The following is a 24,099-nucleotide window of genomic DNA, read 5'->3' as shown; positions in this document are numbered from 1 at the left end:
GTACGGTATCGTCAAAAATCAGATAGCCATGAGCGCTGGGAATCACGTGCGGCCGAATGTTTTCCCAAATGATGCGTGATGTGATGCGCTCGCCGTTCAAATACCGATTGAGGGCGTCATGGCTGAAGTGGGCATGATGCTCGGCATAGTGCGTCAAGGTGAAGTTGACCTGACTCGATAACAGGAACTGACAGTAGTCCACGCGGGATGGATTCATGTCGCCGCCTAGTGAAAGACAAAACTATGATCTATGCTTTCAAGAAGTTCAAGTTGAAATTAATTCATGGGATTTCTATGATTTTCTATCAAACTTTTGCGTAAGTCCTATTCAGATGATTTTTAAATCCGGACCCCTCCAACTCGGTGAAATACCCCGCACTCAGTGACGCCAGCATAGGGCCTGTTTTAGCTGGATGCATTTGTCTATGGCCCCCTGGCGCGCATCCGGCTCTAGGTGAACCGCGCTGCCTCTCGCGCCGAATACGACGCAAGGCCTGCATCTATATCACCAGCGTCTTTGAAATTTAGCCGCAATTCGAAGCATTAGAAACATTTGTAAATCATCTGAGTCAAATCGCATGAATTTGTGGCGTACAGCGCCCTGCAGGCAAGGGGGGGCCATCGATTCAATCATTTAGTGATTACCCACTTCGATACCCCAATCAAATTGAAATGGAGTGCTGGGGCGCCGTGCCAAAGACGGGAGCAGGAGTTGATGAGCAGGAAACCTGCACGGCAGCGCCGTCCAGTGGCGGCTCTGCGCGCAAGCTGAGCCTCAAACGCCATGGCCTACCCCAGCGGCGTGGCGCGCCGGTCGGAGTCAGGAGCAGCCAGAGCCGTGTGCGCACGGCAGCACAACAGCGGTGCCGCGCCTCGCATCAGCGATGTGAGCGGTTGCGTGCGGATCGGGTGGGCGAATGGATGTTCGGCGAGAAGGCTGCGTGCGAGGCGATGCGAAGTTGTGCACTCATGTAAGTCGCTGCGGCTGGCGACGCGGCTAGCGCCAGCCTGCACCGTTGCCGGCACAACCGTGGCCGGCCAGGGCCGGCGCTAGGCAGTCCCGGGCTGGCTGCGCATGGCCCACCCCGTCACGACCCCGGCGCTGGCAGCGAAGCGCTCGCGCAGCTCGAAGATCTCCCGCTTCGCCTGTGCCAGCGTCAGTTCGCCCTGCGCGGCCCGATGCTCGATGTCCGCCATGGCGGCCTCATATTCGGCTGGCGGGTCCTGCGAACGTGACGCCCATGTCGGCTTGGTGCTCATGCTGGTTCGTGCTCTGGTCAGGGGTGGTGCCCGATGGGCAGGCATCCGGCCAAGAACCTCGTGGGCACCTACGGCACCGGCATGCTGCGGTGCAGCAATTGTATTAGGTCAAGCAGTTTGACGTATTGCGGCGATTACGTAAGCCACGACTCGGCAGCGGATCTCGCTGCCCACAGGAATTCACCGCCGTGCGCCCGGTTCAGACACTCCGCTGTCTCGCGGGCTCACTGCGCCGGCAGCATGCTGACGTGCATGTCCGTCCGTTCGTGTTCCTCAGTTGCGAACAGCGGGCGGCGCGCCATGCCGGCCAGCCCCTTGAAAAACAGGCTGGAAAACCGCTCCATGCGGCTGTTGTTGAACCTCACGGCAGCGTTGTAGTGGTCACTGCGCTGCGCGATCCGCTCCTCCAGCCCGCCGATGCGCTGCTGCAGCTCCCGATAAGCCTCGCTGGCCTGCATCTGGGGATGGCCAGCGCCGAAGTCCAGCAGCGAGCGGATGCACCGCGACAGCGCCTCCTCCGACGCCAGCCGCTTGCCGTCAGGCACCCCGTGTCCGGTTCGCCCGTGCAGCCCGCTGGCCTGCTCCAGCAGCACGCCGTCGGCGCCGCCATGCTCCTTGAGCATCTCGATGAGCCTGGGTACCTCGTCGTGGCGCTGCCTGAGCAGCACGTCGATGCCGCACCACGCCTGCTCCACCTGGTGCTTCGCATCCACCAGTGCGTTGAAGAGCGCGATGGCGTAGGCCGCGGCGACGGTCGCGATCAGGAACAGGGCGAACATGAACACGGCGATCTTCACCATCGGGAACTCCTTCGGAACTCGGGTCAAAGGCATTGCGAGGCTTCGCGCCGAAGCCAAGCCCTGGGTGGCCACTGGATGCACGCCGGTTCAATCTCCGGCCCGGCATGCACATGGCGTTACATCGCGACCAGCCTCATCGCATGCGGCTTTGCTGTTCCTCAATCCGCCTGGCGAGGTGCGTCCTAAGGTCGATGCACATCCAAGACCGCAGGAGAACCACATGCAACGCGAATCCCCGCCCCAGTTCGGCGAGGAGCACTTCCGGGCTGGCGACACCCTTCCCGTTCTGGACGACAGCGTGGCCGGCGCCGAGGACGCCAGCCAGCGCATCGCGTTGTGGATGGAGCAGACCCTGGCGGCCCAGGTGTTGGCTTTCAGGCATCTCACCGAGGCCCTGCAAGCGGCCGTGGAGGCCCTGCTGAGCACCCAGGACCCGCGACGCCTGCGCGAGGCCCGCGACACGCTGCTCGCCAGCGTGCTGGGCGAGTTGGCGCACTGGCAGGGCGAAACCGGCGACGCCTGGTGCTCGCTGCAGCGGGACTTGAGCCACCACCCAGCTGCGTCCACCACCGAAGCCGCCGACGAATTCGCCGGCTTGGCGTCGTTGCAGCAGCCGCCCCATGCGGTGAAACCGCAGCAAGCGCGCGCCAGTGCCCTGGCGCCAGGGCACTGACGCGGCGTTCCGCCCATGAAACCCCTGGCGCTCACCCTGGCCGCGGCCGTTCCGGCGCTGCTCGCCCTGGGCATCGCGACGGCCGCCTCGTCCGGTGTCAGCGCCGGCGGCTGGCCCTATCTCGAAGGCGGCACGGCGCCGCAGGACGAGTTGCTGCTGCAAGCCCACCAGCGCCAGTACAGCCTGCTGCTGATGACCGCCCGACGCCGGGGCGGCACGGAGCTAAACGGGGTGGGCGTGCGCATCCTCGGCCCGGGCACGGCTCCGGGCTTCGACCGCGTGCTCGCCGGTGCGTGGCTGCTGATCGACCTGCCGCCAGGCCGCTACGACGTCGCCGCCACCCACCACGGCTACCCGCAACGTCAGCGCCTGGACATGGTCGCCGGCGAGCGCCAGGCCATGGTTTTCTACTTCGACGAGGCGGGCCCGGCGCCCGCGGATTGACGTGACGGGAGAGCGCACCATGGAAGAGCTTCGTTCCCTGCTCGTGCACCTGGATGGCGGCAGCCATGCCGCGGCACGGCTCGTGCATGCGCGGGCGCTGGCGGCGCGCTTCGAGGCCCGGCTGTCGGCGCTGTTCGCCGTGTCCCCGCATTTCGTGCCGGTGCCGCTGCCCGCGCCTGGCCTGGGGCTGCCCGAGGCACCGCTCGTGGACGAGGTCAACCCCCGCACGCGCCGCCGCGCCAGGGCCTGTTTCGACCATGTCACCGAAACCTCCGGCTGGCCCGTGCGCTGGGACGAGATCACAGGCGGCGACCCCGTGGAGACTTTCGCGCGCCGCGCTCTCTACGCCGACCTGCTGGTGCTGGGTCAGCACGACCCCTGGGACGATGACGCCCGCGACATGCCGCGCGATTTCGTCGAGTCCGTGCTCGCCGCCAGCGGCACGCCGGCCCTGGTACTGCCGCGCGACGTCACCGCGCATGCCGTTGTCGACGCCGGCTGCATCCTCGTGGCCTGGCGGCCCGGACGCGAGGCGGCGCATGCAGTGCGCGGCGCGCTGCCCCTGCTGCAGCGGGCGCGGGAAGTGCACCTGGTGAACTGGTCCGATGACGAAGCTGTCCAGCGCCTCTGCTTGGACGAGCTGGGCGAGCAGTTGCGGCTGCACGCAGTCGAGGGGCTGGTTCGGCATGAGGGCCCACCGCCCTCGGACCCGGGCGAAGCCCTGCTGGCGCTGGCCGCGGGCATCGGTGCCGACCTGCTGGTGATGGGCTGCTACGGCCACCACCGCGCCCGGGAGCTGATGCTCGGCGGCACCACGCGCACGCTGCTGCGCGAGGCCCGGCTGCCGCTGCTGCTGGCGCACTGAGCAAGGCCCACAAGCGCCTCGCCCCGCATCCGTTGGACGGCCTGCCGCGGCGCGAGAACCGGCGGCGCTTGAGCCTTGCAAGTGCCCGCGCTGGCCCGGCGCAGCAGGCCAGGCGACGTCAGTGGGCCATCAGCACCGGCAGCGTCATCGCGCCCAGCACCGCGTGCGTGGCCCCGCCCAGGACCAGCTCGCGGGCACGCGCGTGGCCGTAGCAGCCCATCACCAGCAGGTCCGCGCCGAAGTCGGCCGCGCGCGAGAGCATCGACGCGCCCACGTGCCCGGTGTCGGGCCCCTCGTGGCTGTAGGTGGCGTCGATGCCATGGCGCAGCAGCAGCGGACGCACCTCGGTGGGATCGCAACCCCAGCCCACCACGCGCACCTGCGCGCCGGGCTGCAGCAGCGGCAACGCCGCGGACAGCGCCTGCGCCGCCTCGCGCGCGGGCTTCCAGGCGATGAGCACGCGCAGCCCGACGTCGCCGAAGCGGCCCATCCGGGGCAGCACCAGCACCGGCTTGCCGCTGTCCACCACCACCGACTCCACGAAATCCGCCGGCACGCCGGCGCCGATGGGATCGGCCGGGTCGTACTGGCCCAGGACCGCCAGGTCCTGGCACAGCGCCTCGCGCACGAAACCCGGCAGCACGCCCTGCAACGGGCTGAGCTCGGCCCAGCGTGGGCGCGGATCGCCCGCCGCCTGGACCTCATCCACCAGCGCCCGAGCCTCGTCGCGGCGCTGCTGGTCCAGCCGCAGCGTTTCGGGAATGAGGCTGCCGCTTTCCGGGAAAGGCGCGGTGAACTGCAGCACGCTGGGCATCACTGCGTACAGCGCTGTCACTGTGGCGTCCAGCCGCCGGGCCAGCGTGCGGGCCAGCTCCAGCCGCGTGCGGCTGCGCGGCAAGGCATCGACGTGCACCAGGATTGAAGCCAGCGAGTTCATGCTCACCTCCTTGAGGCCCATGCCGCGGTGCACGGGCTTGCCCGATGCCGAAGCCACGGCAGCTCCGGCTGCTGGACCGTACTGTAGGGCCGCGGGGCCGCGCGATGGTTGCGCCATGTCCGGCGCATTGCCGTCCTGTAGCCTGACTCGGCGGTTACCTGTGCAACGGTCACGCCCGCTCCGGGGGGACCCGCCGCGCCGATTGCGTTTGATCAAGTCTCGGTGTCACCATGGCCGAAGAATGCCCGTGCCCGCGGCCCGCGGGCCCGTGCGGGAGAGCAGCATGTACTCCAGGATCCTGGTTCCCGTCGATGGCAGCGCCGCTTCCGCACGCGCGTTGCAGGAAGCCCTGGAGCTGGCCCGCCGGCTCCAGTCCACCCTGATGCTGCTGCACGTGGTGGACACCTACCAGCTGATGCTGTCCAAGCCCAGCCAGGACAGCTTCGACGAGGCGCGCGAAGCGCTGCTGCAGCGCGCGCAGGCGCTGCTCGACGAGGGCTGCCAAACGGCCGGCCAGGCCGGCGTGGGTTGCGAGGCGGTGCTGCGCGAGGTGATGTCCAGCCGCGTCGCCAACGCCATCCTGGAAGAGGCCTACCGCCGCCAGTGCGACCTCATCGTGATGGGCATGCATGGCCGCAACGGCCGCACCAGCCTACCGCTGGGCAGCGACGCGGAGCAGGTGCTGCAGGCGGCCGCGGTGCCTGTACTGCTGGTGCGCGAGACCCCGGCCGGCTGACTGCCGCGCGCCGCGGCCCCGCCCGCGTGCACGCCCGGGAGGACGCAGGCGGCGGCGGATGCCACGCCGGGCGGCCCGGGCGGCTCCAAGCGTTTGCGGAATTGACGCCGCTCAAACCGCGCCCCGCCGCGGCCCCTAGGCTGTATGCCGGGTGCCTGAGTACCGGCACCCATCCGCCGATGGACTTCCACGCCGCCCTACTGCTCACGCCGGACGCCCTGCCCACCCCGACCGGCGAGGCGCTGCTGCACATGGCCCGCTCGCTGAGAGCCATGGCGTGCGCTGGCCACACGCCGCCGCTGCTCGACCGCAAGCACCTGGGGCTGCTGTCGCGGCACCACCGCAGCCCTTCGCAAGGCGCGGTGGAGCACGCCGCGCGCGGGCTCGGCGCCCGCGTGGCCTGGGTGCCGGCCGAGGCGGTTCGGGTGGCCGAGGGCCCGGGCGCGCGCGACACCGCGCGCCTGCTGGGCCGGCTCTACGACGTCCTGGACTGCGAAGACGTGCCAGCCGGGCTGCTGCGCTGCCTGCGCGAGGACAGCGGCGTGCCGGTGTACGAGGGCCTGGGCCGTGAGGACCATCCGCTGGCGCGGCTGCTGCCCTGCCTGGACGGCGACGGCGGCGACGGCCACCGCTTCCTGCTGCAGGCGATGCTGGTGCGCACGCTGCTGTAGCGCGGCCGGCCCGGCGAGGCCGCCGTCACGCGGCGGACACCTTGCGTTCACCGAGCGTTACCCAGCGACGCACGCCATTGGCCGGCCGTTGTCGCCACGGCGCGATCCTGCGCGCACCGGCCAACGCATCACAGGTGTCCGCATCATGTTCGAACCCGCTGCCACCCGCTCCGCCTCGCGGCTCCCGAACCTGGCGCCGCAGCGTGCCGACCCCGGCGCGGCCACCGGCACGCGGTGGCTGATCGAGGACACGCTGCAGCGCCTGCGCGATTCGGGCCTGCCGCTGCACCGGCGGCTGGTGCATGCCGGCGACACGGTGTACCGCTGCGGCGAGGCCTTCAGGGAGCTGTACGTGCTGCACTCGGGCTTCTTCAAGGTCGTCACCGTCACGGCCGACGGGCGCGAGCAGGTGGTGGGGCTGCACTTCAAGGGCGACTGGCTGGGCTTCGACGGCATCGCCGCCGGCAGCTACACCTGCGACGCCGTGGCGCTGGACGTGGGCGAGGTCTGGTCGCTGGACTACGAGGCGCTGCTGACCCTGTCCGTGAGCGAGCCGGGCCTCACCGGCATGCTGCACGCTGCCATGAGCCGCCAGATGGCGCGCGAGCGCGAGTCGATCCTGTCGCTGTGCACGCTGTCGTCGGACGCGCGCGTGGCCGACTTCCTGCGCCAGTGGGTCGAGGCGCTGGACAAGCGCGGCCTGCGCACCGACCGCATCACGCTGTGCCTCTCCCGCGCCGAGATCGGCAACTTCCTGGGCATGACGCTGGAGAGCGTGAGCCGCGCGCTGTCCCGGCTCGCGCGCGAGGGCGTGATCGACTTCGCCGAGAAAGGCCGGCGCCACGTGCAGATCCCGGACCCGCGCGCGCTGGGCGCGTACATCGAGCGCAGCCTGGCCCAGGCTTCGACGGCGCTGCAGTAAGGGCTCGCGAACGCCGCGGCCGCGGGCCGCTTCGACACGACTTCAGCGCCGCTCCAGCGCTTCGGCCATCGCCTGCGCCAGCTCCTCCCGGCTGCAGGGCTTCTGCAGCAGCCGCCAGGCGTGGCGCCCTGCGTCCCGCTGCGCCACGGGCTGGCTGGAGTAGCCCGACATCAGCAGCACCGCCAGCCCCGGCCAGCGCGCCGTGGCCTGCCGCGCCAGCTCGGGGCCGCGCATGCCTGCGCCCAGCACCACGTCGCTCAGCAGCAGATCGAAGCCCCGTGGCGGCGCCAGCGCCAGCGCCTGCTCGCCGCTGCCACAGCCCGTGACCTCGCAGCCGAAGGAGCCCAGGAAGCTGCGCATCACCTCGCGCACTTCGGCGTCGTCCTCCACCAGCAGCACCCGCAGCCCCGCGGGCAGGGCGAGCGCCGCCGGCACGGCGGCCTCGCCCGAGGCCCCGGCCGCTTCGGCCGGCACGCGGGGGATGTAGAGCGTCACCGTCGTGCCCGCGCCGGGCGCGGAGTCCAGCATCACCGCGCCGTGCGACTGGGTCACGAAGCCGTACACCGTGCTCAGCCCCAGGCCCGTGCCGCGGCCCACGGGCTTGGTGGTGAAGAAGGGCTCGAAGGCGCGCTCGCGCACCGCTTCCGGCATGCCCACGCCGCTGTCGCTCACCGCGATGGCGACGTAGCCCGCCGGGGCCTCGGCCAGGCCGGCCTCGCGCGCGGCCCCGGGCGGCAGCGCGGGGGCGGCGCGGCAGCTGAAGCGCAACCGTCCGCCCTCGGCCATGGCGTCGCGGGCGTTGATGGCGATGTTGAGCAGCGCCGACTCCAGCTGCCCCGGATCGGCCAGCACGGGCGCCACGGGCTCCAGCTCCACGCCGATCTCGATGCGCTGGTCCAGCGTGCGCCGCAGCATGTCCGCCAGCGAGGCCACGAGCTGCGCCGCGTCCACCTCGCGCGGCTGCAGCACCTGGCGGCGCGAGAACGCCAGCAGCTTGGACGTCAGCTCCGCGCCGCGCCGGCAGCCGCGCAGCGCCGCGTCCACCAGCTGCAGACCGTAGGCGTCGCCGGCCAGCGCGGGCAGGTCCTGCAGCACCTGCAGGTTGCCGTGGACCACCGTGAGCAGGTTGTTGAAGTCGTGCGCGATGCCGCCGGTGAGCTGGCCCACGCTCTCCAGCCGCTGGGCGTGGCGCAGCGCCTCCTCGCCCTGGGCGCGCTGCAGGCTGCTGGCCAGCAGGTTGGACAGCGACTGCAGGTAGCGCAGCTCGTCCTCGCCGAAGCGCTCCGGCCTGCAGGCGTGCGCGCTCAACAGCCCGATGGCGCGACCGCGGTCCAGCAGCGGCACCACCAGCGCACTGCGCAGCCCGGCCGCGGCGCGCTGCGGCGGCGGCTCGAAGCGCGGCTCCCGCGCATAGTCCGCCACCGCCAGCGCTTCGCCCCGCTGCAGCACGTGCAGCGCCTCGGCATCGGGCAGAAGCGGCTGTCCCGCCGGCGCGCCGGGCACAGCCGCGGCACCGCAGGCGCCGGCCACGCGCACGTGGCGCTGGTCGGGCTCCAGCAGCAGCACGGCGGCGGCCTCGCACTCCAGCGCCTGCGCCGCCGCCTCGGGCACCCGTTCGAGCAGCTGGCGCTGGTCGCGCGCGTCCACCGCCAGGCGGCCGAGCTGCGCCACCGACTCGGCGTAGCGCGCACGCTGCAGCGCCTGCTTCACGCGCGGGTACGCACCCACGTCGCGGATCGCCGCCAGCACGTAGGGCAGCCCCTGGGACTGCAGCGGGCTCAGCGCGATCTCCACCCGCACCTCGCTGCCGTCGCGCCGGCGCGCCACCAGCTCCATCTGCATGCCCATGGGACGCGACCGCGGCTGCCGCGCGTACTCCGCGCGGTAGGCGGCGTGGCGCGGGCGCGCGGCGTCGGGCACCAGCGCGTCCACGCTCAGGCCCTGAAGCTCCTCGACGCCATAGCCCAGCAGCCGGGCCGCGGCCGGGTTGGCCAGCACGATGGCGCCGCCGGCGTCCACCAGCAGCAGCGCGTCCGGCGAGGCTGCGAACAGCGAGCGGTACAGCATGCCTTCGTCGAAACCGGCGGCGGACGGGGCCGGCATCCGGGAGGGATCGGTGTCCATGGCGCCGTGCCTGCCTGCGGGTGACGGGTTCAGGCCTGCTCGACCGGCGGCACGAGGATGTAGCCCGCGCCGCGCACCGACTTGATGAGTCGCGGCTCCTCCGCCTCGGCTTCGAGCTTGCGGCGCAGCCGCCCGACCTGCACGTCGATCGTGCGGTCGAACGGCGCGGCCTCGCGCCGGTGCGTGGCCTGCAGCAGGAAGTCGCGCGAGAGCACGCGCCCGGGATGCTGCAGGAACACCAGCAGCAGCTCGAACTCGCCGGTGGTGAGCGTGACCTCGCGCCCGTCCGGCGCGAGCAGCTGCCGCGCCGCCTCATCCAGTTCCCAGCCCAGGAAGCGGTAGCGCGATCGCGCCGGCGGCGCCACGCCCGGCGAGGCCCCGGCCGGCACGGCGGCGGGCGGTGCCACCGGCGGCGCGTCGGCCGCGGGCGCCATGCGTCGCAGCACGGCCTTGATGCGCGCCAGCAGCTCGCGCAGGTCGAACGGCTTCGTCACGTAGTCATCGGCGCCGATCTCCAGGCCTACCACCTTGTCCACCGCGTCGCCGCGGCCGGTGACGATCACCAGCCCGCAATGCCAGTGCTCGCGCAAGCGCCGCGCGATCGCGAAGCCGTCCTCGCCGGGCAGCCCCAGGTCCAGCAGCACCAGCTGCGGCGCATCGACGGCCATGAGCGCCATCAGCGCCGCGCCGTCATGCACCTGGCTCACGCGGAAACCCTGGGCCTGCAGGTAGTTGGACAGCAGCAGCGTGATGTCGGGTTCGTCGTCGAGGACGGCCAAGTGCGCGGCGCTCATGAACGGGCCTCCGCGCCGCCGCCGGCCCGGCAGGGCCAGGAGCCCCCGCACGGGAACACGGTGGCCGCCAGCGGGACAGCCGCCCTCGAAGCCCGTCCTGTCTCCATTCGCCTCCTCCTCGTTCCCGGGTGGCTGTTTGCGTCCAGCGGCAACAGCCACGCATCGGATGGAAGGAGTGTGCAAAACACCGTCAATGCCGGTCAGCAAAAAGCTCAACAAAGCGCAGCCGGCGTAAACGGGCGCTGAAGGCTGCAACCGGTGGTTGTGTTTTCACCGCTTTTGCTTGACACAAGCCTCTGGTTCAAGGTTCGCGCAGCGATCTCCCGGCTCGGGAGGGCTACCCGTCCACGGTCAAGCCTCGCGGCAGTTGAACTCCACCGCGGCGCCGTTCTGCACCACCTCCTTCACGGCGCAGTGCTTCACCGCGTCGATCACGGCGGCCTTGTGCTCGCCGGGGAAGACCTCGGGAAAGGCCAGCTCGGTGTCGAAGCGCTCCAGGCTCAGCGGCCCGGCCTTGCCGGCGCGGGGCCGGCAGTTGATCTGGATGCCTTCCGCCGGCATGCCCAGTGACTGGCACGCCTTCTTGACGTACACCGCCGCGCAGCCTGCCAGCGTCGCGTAGAAGGCTTCCAGCGGGTTCATCGCGGAGCCGTCGACGGCAAAGCTCATCGACCTGGACCGCGCCTGCACGTGAATGGACGGACCGTCGTCCACGCTGACTCTGTACATGTTCCCTCGCTCGTTGGATGCACGGGCCCGCCCATCGGGCCCACCGGCAGACGGATTCCGCCGGCTGCCACGAGCGCTTCATCTCAAGATCCGGGCCAGCGCGGGCGAACGCCGGAATCGCCTTGCACCACTGCCATTTGGCGTTGCCGGCAGCCCACCGGGCGGCGCCCCGGGCTGCCAGGGCTGCCGCGCCTGGCAGCCGCGTCAGGCGGCCGGCGCGGCCGAGGGCGGGGATGGCGGCTGGCCAAGCCGCTGCTCCACCGCCAGCACTTCGCGGGTGACGGCCAGCAGCGTGTCGGGCGTGACGCTGATCGAGTCGATGCCCAGCTCCACCAGGAAACGCGCCATGTCCGGATGGTCCGAGGGCGCCTGCCCGCACAGGCCGATGTGCCGCCCGTTGCGCCGCGCGCCTTCCACCGCCATGCGGATCATGGTCTTCACTCCCTCGTCGCGCTCGTCGAAGTCGAAGGCCACCAGGGTGGAGTCGCGGTCCACGCCCAGCACCAGCTGCGTGAGGTCGTTGGAGCCGATGGAGAAGCCGTCGAACAGCCGCGCGAAGGCGTCGATCTGGATCACGTTGTTGGGGATCTCGCACATCACCCAGACCTCCAGCCCGTCGCGCCCGCGCTCCAGGCCCAGCGCCGCCATGGCCTGCAGCACACGCTCGGCTTCCTCGATGCGGCGGCAGAACGGGACCATGAGCTTCACGTTGGTGAGGCCCATGTCCTCACGCACGCGCCGCATCGCCGCGCACTCCAGCGCGAAGCCGTCGGCGTAGGCCGGATGTGCGTAGCGCGAGGCGCCGCGCAGGCCCAGCATGGGGTTCTCCTCGTGCGGCTCGAACCAGCGCCCGCCCAGCAGCTGCGCGTACTCGTTGGTCTTGAAGTCCGACAGCCGCACGACCACCGGGCGCGGGTAGAAGGCCGCGGCGATGGTGCCCACGCCCTCGGAGAGCTGGCGCACGAAGAAGTCGGCCGGGCGCTCGAAGCCCTGGGTCAGCTGCGCGATCTGCGCCGCCTCCGCCGCGTCCTGCACCCGCTCCGGATGCGCCAGCGCCATCGGGTGGATGCGGATGTGCTCCGCCACGATGAACTCCATGCGCGCCAGCCCCACGCCGGCGGCGGGCAGCAGCGCCGTCTGGAAGGCCAGGTCGGGATTGCCGAGGTTGACCATCAGCTGCGTGCGCGGGCGCGGCAGCGTGCTGAGGTCGATGCGGCTGTGCGTGAAGGGAAGCACGCCCGCATACACCTTGCCGGAGGCGCCCTCGGCGCAGCTCACCGTGACCTCGTCGCCGGTGCGCAGCCGCCTGGTGGCGTCATCGCAGCCCACCACGGCCGGGATGCCCAGCTCGCGCGCGACGATGGCCGCGTGGCAGGTGCGCCCGCCGCGGTTGGTCACCAGCGCGGCGGCGGTCTTCATCACCGTGCCCCAGTCGGGCATGGTGGTGTCGGCCACCAGGACCTCGCCGGGCTGGAAGGCGCCCAGCTCGCCCACGTCGCGCACCACACGCGCCGGCCCGGTGGCGATGCGGCTGCCCACGGCGCGCCCGCTGGCCAGCACGGTGCCCTGCGCGCCCAGCCGCACCTCGTCCACCAGCCCCACCGGCCGCTGCGAGGCCACGGTCTCGGGCCGCGCCTGCACGATGTAGAGCTGGCCGTCCAGGCCGTCCTTGGCCCATTCGATGTCCATGGGCGTGGGCTGGCCGGCCTTGCGGCTGTAGTGCTCCTCCACCACCAGGGCGGCGTCCGCCAGCGCCAGCACCTCGTCGTCGCCGAGGCAGTAGCGTTGCTGGTCCTCCCGCGGCGTGGGCACGTTGCGCGTGGTCTCGCGCCCGGCGCCGTGGGAATAGACCATGCGCACCTCCTTGCCGCCGAGCTTGCGCCGCAGCACCGCGCGGTGGCCCTGGCGCAGCGTGGGCTTGAAGACGTGGAACTCGTCCGGGTCCACCGTGCCCTGCACCACGTTCTCGCCCAGGCCCCAGGCGCCGGTGATGAACACCACGTCGCGGAAGCCCGACTCGGTGTCGAGCGTGAAGATCACGCCGCTGGCGGCGCGGTCGGCGCGCACCATCTTCTGCACGCCCACCGACTGGAAGACCTTGAAGTGGTCGAAGCCCTTGTCCACCCGGTAGCGGATGGCGCGGTCCTTGAACAGGCTGGCGAAGCAACGGCGCACCGCCTCCAGCAGCGGGCCTTCGCCGCAAACGTTGAGGTAGGTCTCGTGCTGGCCGGCGAAGCTGGCACCGGGCAGGTCCTCGGCGGTGGCGGAGCTGCGCACCGCCACTTCGAGGTGCTCGCCGTACTCGCGGCGCAGCCGCTCGTAGGCGGCACCGATCTCGCCGGCCAGGTCCGCCGGCAGCGGCGCGGCCATGACAATCTCGCGCGCGCGGCGGGCGCGGCGCGCGAGGTCCTCCACGTCGTAGGGGTCCAGGCCGGCCAGCGCCTCGTGCAGGCGCGGCCAGGCATCGGACTGGTCGAGCAGGTGGCGGTAGGCCTCGGCGGTGATGGCGAAGCCGTCGGGGACGTTCACGCCGTGCGGCGTGAGCTCGCTGAACATCTCGCCCAGCGAGGCGTTCTTGCCGCCCACCAGCGGCACGTCATCGGCGCCGATCTCGGCGAACCAGCGGATGTACTTCATGGCGGTTCCTCCGCCGCCCGCAGCATGCGGGCGGTACAGCAGGGCCAAGCATGGGCCGGCGGTGCCGCGCCGTGTTGATAGCCATCAAGCGCGCGGGCGCTCGGGACGCGCCGCTCACCCCTCGGCCAGCTTCCCCAGCACCGCCAGCAGGGCCTTGAGCGCCGGCGAGGGCCGCGCGCACCAGAAGGCGCAGACCTCGTAGCGCGGCAGGCCCTCGCGCAGCGGCAGCCGCACCAGCCCGGCGGACGGCGGATCGGGCAGCAGCGCCGGGTGCGGCAGCGTGCACAGCAAGTCGCTGCGCGCCACCACGTTCAGCAGCGCGCCGTAGTCGGCGCACTGCAGCAGCACCCGCGGCGGCGGCCAGCCGCGCACGCGGTGCGCCTCCTCGATGGTGTTGCCCGCCGTGCCCACGCGCCCGGCCACGGCCCAGCCGGCCTGCGCGATGTGCTCCAGCGATTCGGACCCGGCCAGCGGATGCCCCTGCCGCGCCACCACGAAGGGCACGCTGGTGTGCAGCAGCCGGCTCTGCAGCCCGCTGCCGTGCCAGCCGCGCGGCCTCGGCACGATGGCCAGCTCCAGCTCGCCGCGCTCCAGCGCCGCGAACTGCGCCTGCGCCGGGCTGCTCACGATGCGCAGCAGCCCGTCGGGCTCCAGTTGCCGCCACTGCTGCTCGATGGCCGGCGCGTACAGCAGCGCCGCCGCCGGCGCCATGCCCACGCGCAGCCGCGGCACGCCCGGCGCCGAGACGGCCTCCTCCCACGCGCGCGGCAGCAGCTCCGCGCCGCGGCGCAGCTCGGCCGCGCGCCGTGCCGCTTCCAGCGCCGCCGGCGTGGGCCGCTTGCGCCGGCCGGCCGGCTCGAACAGCACGCAGCCCCAGTGCCGCTCCAGCGCCTGCATCGCCTGCGCGATGGCGCTCTGGCTCACGCCTGCGGCCCGCGCGGCGGCCGACTGGCTGCCGTGCTGGACCACGAGCTCCAGGTACTGCAGGTGTTTCAGATACATCAGATCGGCTTATACATCCGGCCCCACGCCGGGTTGTGGCGGGGGCGGCGGGGGCTCAGCATTTGAGCCAGCTCAAGACCAGCGCTTCGCTGAAAGCGCACAGGAGACAAAGCCATGACGCCCCTTTCCCGCCGACGCCTGCTCGCGGCCACCGCATTGAGCCTGCTGGCCGGCACCGCCGCCGCGCAGGCCTTTCCGAGCAAACCCATCACCCTGGTCGCGCCCTTCCCGGCGGGCGGCCCGCTGGACGTGGTGGCCCGCGCCCTGGGCGAGCAGCTGGCCGCCGGCCTGAAGCAGCCGGTGGTGGTGGACAACCGCTCCGGCGCCACCGGCAACATCGGCGCACAGGCCGTGACGCGTGCCCCCGCCGACGGCCACACGCTGCTGTTGACCATCGATACCAGCCTCACCGCCAACCCGACGCTCTACGGCAAGCGCATGGGCTTCGACGCCGAGCGCGACCTGCGACCCGTCAGCACCGTGGCGAGCTACAGCCAGATGCTGGTGGTGACGCCGGACAGCGGCATCGCGGACTTCAAGGGCTTCGTCGCCGCCGCGCGCAAGGGCCTGAACTACGGCTCCGCGGGCAATGCCAGCCCGGGCCACCTGACGATGGAGGCGCTGAGCTCCTTCCTGGACGCCAGGCTCAACCACGTGCCCTACCGCGGCGCCGCGCCGGTGGTGACGGACCTGTTGGGCGGGCAGATCGCCAGCGGCTTCGTGGTGCTGCCCTCGGTGATCCAGCACGTGGAGAGCGGCAAGCTCAAGGCGCTGGCGGTGTCGGGCAGCAAGCGCTCGCCGCTGGCGCCGCAGGTGCCCACCATCGCCGAGCTGGGCTATGCCGGCGCCACCTCGGAATTCAGCTTCGTGCTGATGGCGCCCGCCGCTACGCCGGAGGCCGTGGTGAAGCGGCTGCACGAGGAGACGGTGCGCGCGCTGGCGCAGGAAACCGTGGTGCAGCGGCTGCGCGCCCTGGACCTCGTGCCCGCGGTCGCCGGCCCCGAGCAGACCGCCACCCTCCTGCGCGAAGGCCGCGCCCGCTGGGCCCGCGTCATCCAGGAACGCCGCATCACCGCCGACCAGTGAATCCCGCCATGACCACCAAGCGCCCCAACTTCATCTTCATCCTGGCCGACGACCTCGGCTATGCCGACCTGGGCTGCACCGGTGCGCGCGCACCGGTCTCGCCCAACCTGGACCGCATGGCTGCCGAGGGCCTGCTGTTCACGCACGGCTACTCGAACTCGCCCGTGTGCTCGCCCACGCGCTTCGCCCTGATCACCGGGCGCTGGCAGTACCGGCTGCGCGGCGCAGCCGAGGAGCCCATGACCGGGCGCTTCCGCGGCGACAAGATCGTGGGCCTGCCGCCGGAGCACCCCACCCTGCCCTCGCTGCTGCGCGACGCGGGCTACCGCACCGCGCTGGTGGGCAAGTGGCACCTGGGCTACCCGCCGCACTTCGGCCCGATCAAGAGCGGCTACCAGGAGTTCTTCGGTCCCATGTCGGGCGGCGTGGACTACTTCAACTACACCGACAGCATCGGCAAGCGCGACCTGTGGGAGGGTGAAGCGCCGGCCGAGGACCACGGCTACCTCACCGACGCGCTCAGCGATCGCGCCGTGCGCTTCATCGAGGACACGCCCGAGGGGCAGCCCTTCCTGCTGAGCCTGCACTACACCGCGCCGCACTGGCCCTGGGAGACGCGCGAGGACCATGCCGAGTCGCAGCGCATCGGCGGGCGCATCAACCACGTGGACGGCGGCTCGCTGGCGACCTACCGCCGCATGATCCACCACATGGACGAGGGCATCGGCCGGGTGCTGGCGGCACTGCAGGCCAAGGGGCTGGCCGAGGACACGCTGGTGGTGTTCACCAGCGACAACGGCGGCGAGCGCTTCTCCGACACCTGGCCCTTCGTGGGCCAGAAGATGGACCTGCTGGAAGGGGGCATCCGCGTGCCGCTGATCGCGCGCTGGCCCGCGCGCATTGCGCCGGGCGGCACCAGCGCCACGCCGGCCCTGACCATGGACTGGTGCGCCACGATGCTGGAGGCCGCCGGCGTGGCGCCGCACCCGGAGTACCCGCTGGACGGCCTGAGCTTGCTGCCGCTGTTCGCCGACCCGGCCTGGAACCCGCAGCGGCGCCTGTACTGGCGCATGCTGCACCGCCGCCAGGCGGCGCTGCGCGACGGCGACTGGAAGTACCTCGCGATGGACGGGCACGAGTACCTGTTCGACCTCGCGGCGGACGAGCGCGAGCGCGCCAACCAGGCCCGGCGCGAGCCCGAGCGGCTGGCGGCGATGCGGCAGGCCTGGCAGGACTGGGCGGCGGGGCTGCCGCCGATTCCGCAGGAGGCGCGGGCCACCCTGGTGTTCGGCGAGGCCGAGATTCCGCGTGCGTCGCATTGAGCGCCAGCCCCTCCAGGAGAAACGCATGAACCGCAGACAGTTCCAGCTCGGCCTGCTCGGCGCCGGGCTGCTTGCCGCGCCCTGGGCTCGGGCCCAGGCCTCGGCCACCAAGGTCATGGTGGGCTTCGCGCCGGGAGGCTCGGTGGACACCACGGCGCGGCTGGTGGCCGAGGGGCTGCAGAGCCATCTGGGCCGCACCTTCATCGTCGAGAACCGCACCGGCGCCGGTGGCCGCCTGGTGCCGGAGCAGCTGGCACGCGCCCAGGGCGACAGCCAGACGCTGATGATCGTGCCGCACGGGCCGATGACGCTGTTCCCGGCCCTCTATCCCAAGCTGCGCTACGACGTGGCGCGTGACTTCACGCCGATCACGCAGCTCGTGCGCTACGACTACGCCCTGGTGGCTGGGCCCAGCCTGGCGTTGCCTGACGCGGCCGCGCTCAAGCGCTGGCTGCGCAGCAGCGCCGGCGCCAAGGCCAGCTACGGCTCGCCCGGTGCCGGGACGGTGCCGCATTTCGTGGGCGTGTCGGTGGCGCGCGCTGGACATGCCGCTGACGCACGTGCCCTACCGCGGCGCGGCGCCCGCGATGGTGGACGTGGTGGCCGGCGTGGTGCCGCTGGCCTTCGCACCGACGGCCGACGCCGCGGAGCTCGCCCGCAGCGGCAAGCTGAAGATCCTGGCCACCAGCGGCGTGCGCCGTGGCACCGCCACGCCCCAGGTGCCCACCTTCAAGGAGTACGGCATCGACGTCGAGCTGGACGGCTGGTTCGCCCTCTACGGTCCGGCCGGGCTGCCTGCGGCCCAGGTGGAGACGCTACAGCAGGCCGTGGCGGCCGCCCTGACCGTGCCGGCGCGACGCGATCGCCTGGCCCGCATGGGCTTGGAGACGGCCTCCGGCACGCCGGCGCAGTTGGCAGCGCTGCAGCAGCGCGAACAGGGCTTCTGGCAACCGGTGGTCAAGGCCAGCGGCTTCACCCCGGAGGATTGAGCGCCTGGGCTGCCGCATTTGCAGCTGCGGCGCGGCGCGCGCGTTCGAGGAATGCGCCGCGCCGACGCCCACCAATCGGCCTGTGCAGGCTGGGCGGAAGGGACGGGGCGCGCGGGGTCAGTAAGATTTCACCTTTTCCGTCCCCCGCCCCATCACCTTATGAGCACCGAGAAGTTCGACGGCGTGACCGTCGCCACCCGCGCCAATGTCTATTTCGACGGCAAGTGCGTGAGCCATGGCATCACGCTGGCCGACGGCACGAAGAAGTCCGTGGGCGTGATCCTGCCCGCGACGCTGACCTTCAACACCGGCGCGGCCGAGGTGATGGAGTGCGTGGCGGGCTTCTGCGAGTACAAGCTCGCGGGCAGCGACGAATGGCGCCGCTCCGGCGCCGGCGAGCAGTTCAGCATCCCGGCGAACTCCAGCTTCGAGATCCGCGTGACGGAGCCCTACCACTACATCTGCCACTTCGCCTGAAGCGAGCCCCCAGCATGGCCACCATCCTCGAAAACCTGCCCACCGGCCAGAAGGTCGGCATCGCCTTCTCCGGCGGCCTGGACACCAGCGCCGCACTGCACTGGATGCGCAAGAAGGGCGCCGTTCCCTACGCCTACACCGCCAACCTCGGCCAGCCCGACGAGCCCGACTACGACGCCATCCCGCGCAAGGCCATGGAGTACGGCGCGGAAGCGGCCCGGCTCATCGACTGCCGGCTGCAGCTGGCGCACGAAGGCATCGCCGCGCTGCAGTGCGGCGCCTTCCACATCTCCACCGCGGGCGTGACCTACTTCAACACCACGCCGCTGGGCCGCGCCGTCACCGGCACGATGCTGGTGGCCGCGATGAAGGAGGACGACGTCCACATCTGGGGCGACGGCAGCACCTTCAAGGGCAACGACATCGAGCGCTTCTACCGCTACGGGCTGCTGACCAACCCGGCGCTGCGCATCTACAAGCCCTGGCTGGACCAGACCTTCATCGACGAGCTCGGTGGCCGCGCCGAGATGTCGGCGTTCATGACGGCCGCGGGCTTCGGCTACAAGATGTCCGCGGAGAAGGCCTACTCGACCGACTCCAACATGCTCGGCGCCACGCACGAGGCCAAGGACCTGGAGCACCTGAACTCCGGCATCAAGATCGTCAATCCGATCATGGGCGTGGCGTTCTGGAAGGACGAGGTCGAGGTCAAGGCCGAGGAAGTGCGCGTGCGCTTCGAGGAAGGCCAGCCCGTGGCCCTCAACGGCAAGACCTTCGACAACCCCGTCGAGCTGATCCTGGAAGCCAACCGCATCGGCGGTCGCCATGGCCTGGGCATGAGCGACCAGATCGAGAACCGCATCATCGAGGCCAAGAGCCGCGGCATCTACGAAGCCCCGGGCCTGGCGCTGCTGTTCGCCGCCTACGAGCGGCTGGTCACCGGCATCCACAACGAGGACACCATCGAGCAGTACCGCGACAACGGCCGCCGCCTGGGCCGCCTGCTGTACCAGGGCCGCTGGTTCGACCCGCAGGCCATCATGCTGCGCGAGACCGCCCAGCGCTGGGTGGCGCGCGCCGTCACCGGCGAGGTCACGCTGGAGCTGCGCCGCGGCAACGACTACTCGATCCTCAACACCGAGTCGCCGAACCTGACGTACCACCCCGAGCGCCTCACGATGGAAAAGGGCGAGTCGGTGTTCTCGCCGCGCGACCGCATCGGCCAGCTGACCATGCGCAACCTCGACATCACCGACACGCGCGACAAGCTGGGCATCTACAGCCGCACCGGGCTGCTGAGCACCGGCGGTGATGCGCCGCTGCCCAGCCTCGAATAAGGCCCGCGCCGCCTGAAACGGGCCACCGAAATGGCCCGTGAAATGGCAAGCCCCACTTGAAAATCGGCCCATGCAGCCTGGACTGCATGGGCCGATTCATTTTCCGGGCGCGAATATCCGGCAGCGGACATATCAGCCCGCCGTCACGCTCAAAACCCTCGCTAGGTATTAACCCTGGTGACCTGGCATCCGTAGCGCCCTACTATTTCCACAGGTGGCCTGACCACTCAGCCACCTGGGAGCCGAGCCAGGCGAGAGCCCGGTATGCTGAGCCCGTCACCCGGCTCTTCCTGTTGAACACCCATGCCACTGCAGATCGTCACCACCCAGCGCCTGTACCGCCAGATCGCCGACCAAGTCGCCGAGCTGATCGCCAAGGGCGAGTACGCCCCAGGCGCGCGCCTGCCCTCGGAGCGGGACCTGGCGCAGCAGCTGGGCGTGAGCCGGGCCTCGGTGCGCGAGGCGCTGATTGCGCTGGAGATCGACGGGCTCATCGACATCCGCGTCGGCATGGGCGTGTTCGTCACGGCGAAGCGGCTCATGCCGGCCAACACCTCGCTGATCGCCGACCCGGGCCCCTTCGAGGTGATCGCGGCGCGGCAGCTGATCGAGTGCGAGACGGCCGCCATGGCGGCGCTCAACGCCACGACGGCGGACCACGCCCGCATCGAGGAGACGCTGGCGATGATGGAAGAGGAGTTCAGCGCCCGCTCCACCGCTCTCGATGCGGACTGCCTGTTCCACGTGCGCATCGCCGAGGCCAGCGCCAACAGCGCGCTGGCGCACGTGGTACAGCAGCTCTGGAACTTCAGGTACAGCTCGATGTTCCGCAAGATCGACGAGCACTTCGACAACCCGCAGCGCCACGCCGAGGCGATCGAGGAGCACCGCGGCATCGTGGACGCCATCATTCGCCGCGATGCCGAGGCCGCCCGTGCCGCCATGCACAAGCACCTGGAGCACGTGAAACGCTCGCTCGAACGCAATTGGGACCAGGCCAATCCCAATGCGGAAACCGGCATCAAGGGCGCTGCCTACAGCTGATTCTCTAAAAGCCCTTAATTTCCTTTTCTACTGATCTTGCTTCAGGCCCGGTGCCCTGGGGCCGGGCGGAGCTTTGGAAAAATCCGCAGTATCCCAACCCAACTATTTTCTCCACGCCTGTTTTCATCCAGGCGTGGGAAACGCCTGCGCACCGCACGACCAGGATTCTGGAATTGAAAACATGAGCGAACCCATTTCTCCCGTCATCCGCCTGCACCCGCAGGACGACGTCGTGATCGCGCGGCGCCAGCTGCTGTCGGGCCAGGCCATCGCCGAGGAAGGCCTCACGGTGTCAGGGCTCGTGCCCGCCGGCCACAAGCTGGCGGTGCGCGACATCGCCGAAGGCGCGCCGGTGCGCCGCTACGGCCAGGTCATCGGCGCCGCCACGCAGCCCATTCGCGCCGGCCAGCACGTGCACGTGCACAACCTCGGCATGGCGAGCTTCGAGCGCGAGCACCGCTTCGGCACGCAGGCCCGGGCGCTCGCGCCCGTCACACCGGCTGCCACCTTCCAGGGCATCGTGCGCGCCGACGGCCGCGTGGCCACGCGCAACTACGTGGGCGTGCTGACCTCGGTGAACTGCTCGGCCACGGTGGCGCGCGCCATCGCCGACCACTTCCGCCGCGACCTGCGCCCCGAGGCGCTGGAAGCCTTCCCGAACGTGGACGGCGTGGTGGCGCTCACGCACGGCAGCGGCTGCGCCATCGACGCGCAGGGCGAGGGGCTGCGCGTGCTGCGCCGCACGCTGGCGGGCTACGCGCGGCATGCCAACTTCGCCGCCGTGCTGGTGGTGGGCCTGGGCTGCGAGACGAACCAGATCGCCGAGCTGGTGGAGCAGGAAGGCTTGTCCGGCCAAACGCGGCTGCACGCCTTCACGATCCAGGACAGCGGCGGCACGGCCGGCGCCGTGGCCCGCGGCATCGAGCAGGTGCGCGCGCTGCTGCCGTTGGCCAACGAGGTGCGGCGCGAGCCGGTGAGCGCCAGCCACCTCGCGGTGGGCCTGCAGTGCGGCGGCTCCGACGGCTACTCCGGCATCACCGCCAACCCGGCGCTGGGCGCGGCCATGGACCTGCTGGTGCGCCATGGCGGCACGGCCATCCTGTCGGAGACACCGGAGATCTACGGCGCGGAGCACCTGCTGACGCAGCGCGCCGTGAGCGAGGAGGTCGCGCACAAGCTGCTGGCGCGCATCCGCTGGTGGGAGCAGCACTGCGAGCGCATGGGCGCAGAGCTCAACAACAACCCCTCGGCCGGCAACAAGGCCGGCGGCCTGACCACCATCCTGGAGAAGTCGCTGGGCGCGGTCGCCAAGGGCGGCACCACGAACCTGGTGGACGTGGTCGAGTACGCGCAGCCGGTGCGCGCCAAGGGGCTGGTGTTCATGGACACGCCCGGCTACGACCCGGTCTCCGCCACCGGCCAGGTGGCCGGCGGCGCCAACCTGATCTGCTTCACCACCGGCCGCGGCTCGGCCTATGGCTGCGCGCCCGCGCCCTCGCTGAAGCTGGCCACCAACTCGGCGCTGTGGCGGCGCCAGCAGGACGACATGGACATCGACTGCGGCGGCATCGCCGAGGGGCTGGAAAGCATCGAGGCCGCCGGCCAGCGCATCTTCGAGCTGCTGCTGCGCGTGGCCTCCGGCGAGCGCACCCGCAGCGAGATCCACGGCTACGGGCAGAACGAGTTCGTGCCCTGGCAGCTCGGCGCCATCACCTGACCACCTGACCCACGGCCCGGGCCAAGGCCCTGGCCGTTGAACCCGCAACCGGATTCCCGGACCCCGTCCTGATGACCCAAGGAGACAAGAGCATGAACCGCATCCGTCGCAACCTTCTCGCCACCGCGCTGTCCGGCGCTTTCGCGGCCGCCGCGCTGCTGTGCTCCACCGCCGCGCAGGCGGCGGACCTCAAGGAGCATTCCTTCAAGTTCGCCTCGGCGCAGAGCCCGGACCATCCGTTCAGCAAGGGCGGGCAGAAGTTCGCCGAGCTGGTCGCGGCCAAGAGCGGCGGCAAGATGAAGGCCAAGCTCTTCGCCGGCGGCACGCTGGGCGGCGATGCGCAGGTCATCTCCTCGCTGCAGGGCGGCATGGTGGACGCCACCTTCGTCAGCCCGGGCCTGCTGTCCACCATGAACAAGGACTTCGGCATCTTCTACCTGCCCATGGCCTTCAACGACGCGCGCGAGGCCGACCAGGTGGTGGACGGCCCCTTCGGCCGCAAGCTGCTGGACAAGCTGCCCGAGAAGGGCCTGGTGGGCCTGGCCTACTGGGAGAACGGCTTCCGCTCGATCACCAACAGCAAGCGTCCCATCACCAAGTGGGAGGATCTGCAGGGGCTGAAGATGCGCTCGATCCAGATCCCCATCTTCCTGGACATCTACAACGCCCTGGGCGCCAACCCGGTGCCGCTGGCCTTCACGGAGCTGTACTCGGCGCTGGAGAGCAAGGCCGTGGACGGCCAGGACAACCCGCTGCCCACCATTGAGACCGGCCGCTTCGACGAGGTGCAGAAGTACCTGTCGCTCACGCGCATCGTCTACGACCCGCTGGTCGTGCTGTTCAGCAAGAAAACCTGGGACAAGCTCAGCGCCGACGAGCAGAAGATCCTGACGGAGGCAGCCCGCGAGGCCACGGCGTACCAGCGCAAGGTCAACCGCGAGGCCGAGGCCACGGCGCTCAAGAGCTTCAACGCCAAGGGCATGGCCGTGAACGAGCTCAGCGCCGCGGAGCGCGATCGGCTGCGCGACAAGCTCAAGCCGGTGGCGCAGAACTACGTCAAGAGCCTGGACCCGGCGCTGGTGAGCGAGTTCCAGGGCGAGATCGCCAAGGCCCGCGCCGCGACCACGGCGGCGAAGTAAGGTCCGCCACTCCTGGAGCCGGCACCGACTGGCGCCCGCTGCGGCGCGCGCGCGGCCCGGACCTCACGGCGCGCGGCTTTCGCACCTTTCGCTCCGCTTCCGGGTTAGCCCGGATGCTCAAGAAACCGGTTTCTGTAAACTTGCGGAAACCGGTTTCGATTTTAGCCGGTCCTGAAAACAAGTCGGACAGCGCTGTCCGAACGCTTTGGCCGGGGCCAACCCGCGCAGCGTTCCCGATCCGCGTCCTGCCGCGCTGACCCCAGCCAGGAGACCCCTTCATGAACAAATTTCTCGATGCGTACTGCCGCGTGCTCGACGCGCTCATTGCGCTGGCGCTGGCCATCATGGTGGTGCTGGTGTTCGGCAACGTGGTGCTGCGCTACGCCTTCAACTC

General features: G+C 70.7%; 22 protein-coding genes and 3 pseudogenes. 16 read left to right on the top strand and 9 right to left on the bottom strand.

Annotated features, from left to right (window positions below; translation table 11 throughout):
• The 3 genes and pseudogenes from H537_RS52950 to H537_RS43505 all read right to left on the bottom strand — a co-directional run.
• Window positions 1–217, bottom strand: a pseudogene (locus H537_RS52950) (IS701 family transposase); the annotation flags it as partial.
• An 833-nt stretch (window positions 218–1,050) separates the two neighbouring features.
• A complete protein-coding gene (locus tag H537_RS52945) occupies window positions 1,051–1,260 on the bottom strand; it encodes a hypothetical protein (RefSeq protein WP_156901758.1) in 210 nt (69 codons plus the stop codon).
• A gap of 224 nt (window positions 1,261–1,484) precedes the next feature.
• Window positions 1,485–2,060 (bottom strand): LemA family protein, encoded by a 576-nt coding sequence (locus H537_RS43505; protein ID WP_051242765.1) that lies wholly within the window; start codon window positions 2,058–2,060, stop codon window positions 1,485–1,487.
• Between the two features lie 220 nt (window positions 2,061–2,280).
• On the opposite strand from H537_RS43505, the gene H537_RS0116160 reads away from it, so the two are divergent.
• The 3 genes from H537_RS0116160 to H537_RS0116150 are packed head-to-tail and all read left to right on the top strand — an operon-like array spanning window position 2,281 to window position 4,042.
• Window positions 2,281–2,733, top strand: a complete 453-nt coding sequence (locus H537_RS0116160; protein ID WP_028998722.1) for a hypothetical protein — start codon at window positions 2,281–2,283, stop codon at window positions 2,731–2,733.
• Between the two features lie 15 nt (window positions 2,734–2,748).
• Complete coding sequence (locus H537_RS0116155; RefSeq protein ID WP_028998721.1) at window positions 2,749–3,177, top strand: hypothetical protein; 429 nt, start codon at window positions 2,749–2,751, stop codon at window positions 3,175–3,177.
• 19 nt (window positions 3,178–3,196) lie between these two features.
• Window positions 3,197–4,042 carry a universal stress protein gene (locus H537_RS0116150; protein WP_028998720.1) on the top strand — a complete coding sequence of 282 codons (846 nt, stop codon included), beginning with the start codon at window positions 3,197–3,199 and terminating at the stop codon, window positions 4,040–4,042.
• Between the two features lie 118 nt (window positions 4,043–4,160).
• Here H537_RS0116150 and H537_RS0116145 read toward each other — a convergent pair whose 3' ends face one another.
• Entirely contained in the window at window positions 4,161–5,036 is an 876-nt protein-coding gene (locus H537_RS0116145; protein ID WP_051242763.1) for a universal stress protein, read from the bottom strand.
• Between the two features lie 226 nt (window positions 5,037–5,262).
• On the opposite strand from H537_RS0116145, the gene H537_RS54440 reads away from it, so the two are divergent.
• The 3 genes from H537_RS54440 (at window position 5,263) to H537_RS0116130 (ending at window position 7,308) form a co-directional block, all read left to right on the top strand.
• Window positions 5,263–5,715 (top strand): universal stress protein, encoded by a 453-nt coding sequence (locus H537_RS54440; RefSeq protein ID WP_028998718.1) that lies wholly within the window; start codon window positions 5,263–5,265, stop codon window positions 5,713–5,715.
• A gap of 179 nt (window positions 5,716–5,894) precedes the next feature.
• Window positions 5,895–6,386 carry a Rossmann-fold NAD(P)-binding domain-containing protein gene (locus tag H537_RS0116135; protein ID WP_028998717.1) on the top strand — a complete coding sequence of 164 codons (492 nt, stop codon included), beginning with the start codon at window positions 5,895–5,897 and terminating at the stop codon, window positions 6,384–6,386.
• A gap of 145 nt (window positions 6,387–6,531) precedes the next feature.
• The gene (locus tag H537_RS0116130; RefSeq protein WP_028998716.1) at window positions 6,532–7,308 is read left to right on the top strand and encodes a Crp/Fnr family transcriptional regulator; all 777 of its coding nucleotides are present in this window, start codon (window positions 6,532–6,534) and stop codon (window positions 7,306–7,308) included.
• 42 nt (window positions 7,309–7,350) lie between these two features.
• Here the strand turns inward: H537_RS0116130 and H537_RS43500 are convergent, their stop codons facing one another.
• The 5 genes from H537_RS43500 to H537_RS43490 all read right to left on the bottom strand — a co-directional run bounded on the left by H537_RS43500 (window position 7,351) and on the right by H537_RS43490 (window position 14,594).
• Window positions 7,351–9,432: a PAS domain S-box protein gene (locus tag H537_RS43500; protein WP_051242761.1), complete on the bottom strand. Its 2,082-nt coding sequence runs from the start codon at window positions 9,430–9,432 to the stop codon at window positions 7,351–7,353.
• 29 nt (window positions 9,433–9,461) lie between these two features.
• Window positions 9,462–10,226 (bottom strand): response regulator, encoded by a 765-nt coding sequence (locus H537_RS0116120; RefSeq protein WP_028998715.1) that lies wholly within the window; start codon window positions 10,224–10,226, stop codon window positions 9,462–9,464.
• A 351-nt stretch (window positions 10,227–10,577) separates the two neighbouring features.
• Window positions 10,578–10,955 (bottom strand): OsmC family protein, encoded by a 378-nt coding sequence (locus H537_RS0116115; protein ID WP_084150713.1) that lies wholly within the window; start codon window positions 10,953–10,955, stop codon window positions 10,578–10,580.
• Between the two features lie 204 nt (window positions 10,956–11,159).
• Complete coding sequence (gene ppsA, locus H537_RS43495; protein WP_043458984.1) at window positions 11,160–13,592, bottom strand: phosphoenolpyruvate synthase; 2,433 nt, start codon at window positions 13,590–13,592, stop codon at window positions 11,160–11,162.
• 114 nt (window positions 13,593–13,706) lie between these two features.
• Complete coding sequence (locus H537_RS43490) at window positions 13,707–14,594, bottom strand: LysR family transcriptional regulator (RefSeq protein WP_051242760.1); 888 nt, start codon at window positions 14,592–14,594, stop codon at window positions 13,707–13,709.
• A gap of 114 nt (window positions 14,595–14,708) precedes the next feature.
• Between H537_RS43490 and H537_RS0116100 the strand changes: the two genes are divergently transcribed.
• The 10 genes and pseudogenes from H537_RS0116100 to H537_RS55685 all read left to right on the top strand — a co-directional run.
• Entirely contained in the window at window positions 14,709–15,680 is a 972-nt protein-coding gene (locus H537_RS0116100; protein ID WP_028998713.1) for a Bug family tripartite tricarboxylate transporter substrate binding protein, read from the top strand.
• An 8-nt stretch (window positions 15,681–15,688) separates the two neighbouring features.
• Window positions 15,689–17,002 carry a sulfatase family protein gene (locus tag H537_RS0116095; protein WP_028998712.1) on the top strand — a complete coding sequence of 438 codons (1,314 nt, stop codon included), beginning with the start codon at window positions 15,689–15,691 and terminating at the stop codon, window positions 17,000–17,002.
• A gap of 25 nt (window positions 17,003–17,027) precedes the next feature.
• Window positions 17,028–17,513 (top strand): annotated as a pseudogene (locus H537_RS56785) (tripartite tricarboxylate transporter substrate-binding protein); the annotation flags it as partial.
• Between the two features lie 34 nt (window positions 17,514–17,547).
• Window positions 17,548–17,991 carry a tripartite tricarboxylate transporter substrate-binding protein gene (locus H537_RS56285; RefSeq protein WP_051242758.1) on the top strand — a complete coding sequence of 148 codons (444 nt, stop codon included), beginning with the start codon at window positions 17,548–17,550 and terminating at the stop codon, window positions 17,989–17,991.
• Window positions 17,992–18,150: 159 nt separating this feature from the next.
• Window positions 18,151–18,468 (top strand): pyrimidine/purine nucleoside phosphorylase, encoded by a 318-nt coding sequence (gene ppnP, locus H537_RS0116085; RefSeq protein WP_028998711.1) that lies wholly within the window; start codon window positions 18,151–18,153, stop codon window positions 18,466–18,468.
• 14 nt (window positions 18,469–18,482) lie between these two features.
• Complete coding sequence (gene argG / locus H537_RS0116080; protein ID WP_028998710.1) at window positions 18,483–19,805, top strand: argininosuccinate synthase; 1,323 nt, start codon at window positions 18,483–18,485, stop codon at window positions 19,803–19,805.
• Window positions 19,806–20,108: 303 nt separating this feature from the next.
• Window positions 20,109–20,849 carry a FadR/GntR family transcriptional regulator gene (locus tag H537_RS0116075; RefSeq protein WP_028998709.1) on the top strand — a complete coding sequence of 247 codons (741 nt, stop codon included), beginning with the start codon at window positions 20,109–20,111 and terminating at the stop codon, window positions 20,847–20,849.
• 181 nt (window positions 20,850–21,030) lie between these two features.
• Window positions 21,031–22,566 (top strand): UxaA family hydrolase, encoded by a 1,536-nt coding sequence (locus H537_RS0116070; RefSeq protein WP_043458983.1) that lies wholly within the window; start codon window positions 21,031–21,033, stop codon window positions 22,564–22,566.
• A 92-nt stretch (window positions 22,567–22,658) separates the two neighbouring features.
• Window positions 22,659–23,705 (top strand): TRAP transporter substrate-binding protein, encoded by a 1,047-nt coding sequence (locus H537_RS0116065; protein WP_028998707.1) that lies wholly within the window; start codon window positions 22,659–22,661, stop codon window positions 23,703–23,705.
• 278 nt (window positions 23,706–23,983) lie between these two features.
• Window positions 23,984–24,099: pseudogene (locus H537_RS55685) on the top strand (TRAP transporter small permease); the annotation flags it as partial.

The organism is Azohydromonas australica DSM 1124 (assembly GCF_000430725.1).
Taxonomy (GTDB): domain Bacteria; phylum Pseudomonadota; class Gammaproteobacteria; order Burkholderiales; family Burkholderiaceae_C; genus Azohydromonas; species Azohydromonas australica.
This window is presented reverse-complemented; position numbering and strand designations above follow the sequence as displayed.

Bases quoted from the DNA above. Each gene is read 5' to 3' on its own strand.
- H537_RS52945 (WP_156901758.1), bottom strand. From the start codon at position 1,260: ATGAGCACCAAGCCGACATGGGCGTCACGTTCGCAGGACCCGCCAGCC.
- H537_RS43505 (WP_051242765.1), bottom strand. From the start codon at position 2,060: ATGGTGAAGATCGCCGTGTTCATGTTCGCCCTGTTCCTGATCGCGACC.
- H537_RS0116160 (WP_028998722.1), top strand. From the start codon at position 2,281: ATGCAACGCGAATCCCCGCCCCAGTTCGGCGAGGAGCACTTCCGGGCT.
- H537_RS0116155 (WP_028998721.1), top strand. From the start codon at position 2,749: ATGAAACCCCTGGCGCTCACCCTGGCCGCGGCCGTTCCGGCGCTGCTC.
- H537_RS0116150 (WP_028998720.1), top strand. From the start codon at position 3,197: ATGGAAGAGCTTCGTTCCCTGCTCGTGCACCTGGATGGCGGCAGCCAT.
- H537_RS54440 (WP_028998718.1), top strand. From the start codon at position 5,263: ATGTACTCCAGGATCCTGGTTCCCGTCGATGGCAGCGCCGCTTCCGCA.
- H537_RS0116135 (WP_028998717.1), top strand. From the start codon at position 5,895: ATGGACTTCCACGCCGCCCTACTGCTCACGCCGGACGCCCTGCCCACC.
- H537_RS0116130 (WP_028998716.1), top strand. From the start codon at position 6,532: ATGTTCGAACCCGCTGCCACCCGCTCCGCCTCGCGGCTCCCGAACCTG.
- H537_RS43500 (WP_051242761.1), bottom strand. From the start codon at position 9,432: ATGGACACCGATCCCTCCCGGATGCCGGCCCCGTCCGCCGCCGGTTTC.
- H537_RS0116120 (WP_028998715.1), bottom strand. From the start codon at position 10,226: ATGAGCGCCGCGCACTTGGCCGTCCTCGACGACGAACCCGACATCACG.
- H537_RS0116115 (WP_084150713.1), bottom strand. From the start codon at position 10,955: ATGTACAGAGTCAGCGTGGACGACGGTCCGTCCATTCACGTGCAGGCG.
- ppsA (WP_043458984.1), bottom strand. From the start codon at position 13,592: ATGAAGTACATCCGCTGGTTCGCCGAGATCGGCGCCGATGACGTGCCG.
- H537_RS43490 (WP_051242760.1), bottom strand. From the start codon at position 14,594: ATGTATCTGAAACACCTGCAGTACCTGGAGCTCGTGGTCCAGCACGGC.
- H537_RS0116100 (WP_028998713.1), top strand. From the start codon at position 14,709: ATGACGCCCCTTTCCCGCCGACGCCTGCTCGCGGCCACCGCATTGAGC.
- H537_RS0116095 (WP_028998712.1), top strand. From the start codon at position 15,689: ATGACCACCAAGCGCCCCAACTTCATCTTCATCCTGGCCGACGACCTC.
- H537_RS56285 (WP_051242758.1), top strand. From the start codon at position 17,548: ATGCCGCTGACGCACGTGCCCTACCGCGGCGCGGCGCCCGCGATGGTG.
- ppnP (WP_028998711.1), top strand. From the start codon at position 18,151: ATGAGCACCGAGAAGTTCGACGGCGTGACCGTCGCCACCCGCGCCAAT.
- argG (WP_028998710.1), top strand. From the start codon at position 18,483: ATGGCCACCATCCTCGAAAACCTGCCCACCGGCCAGAAGGTCGGCATC.
- H537_RS0116075 (WP_028998709.1), top strand. From the start codon at position 20,109: ATGCCACTGCAGATCGTCACCACCCAGCGCCTGTACCGCCAGATCGCC.
- H537_RS0116070 (WP_043458983.1), top strand. From the start codon at position 21,031: ATGAGCGAACCCATTTCTCCCGTCATCCGCCTGCACCCGCAGGACGAC.
- H537_RS0116065 (WP_028998707.1), top strand. From the start codon at position 22,659: ATGAACCGCATCCGTCGCAACCTTCTCGCCACCGCGCTGTCCGGCGCT.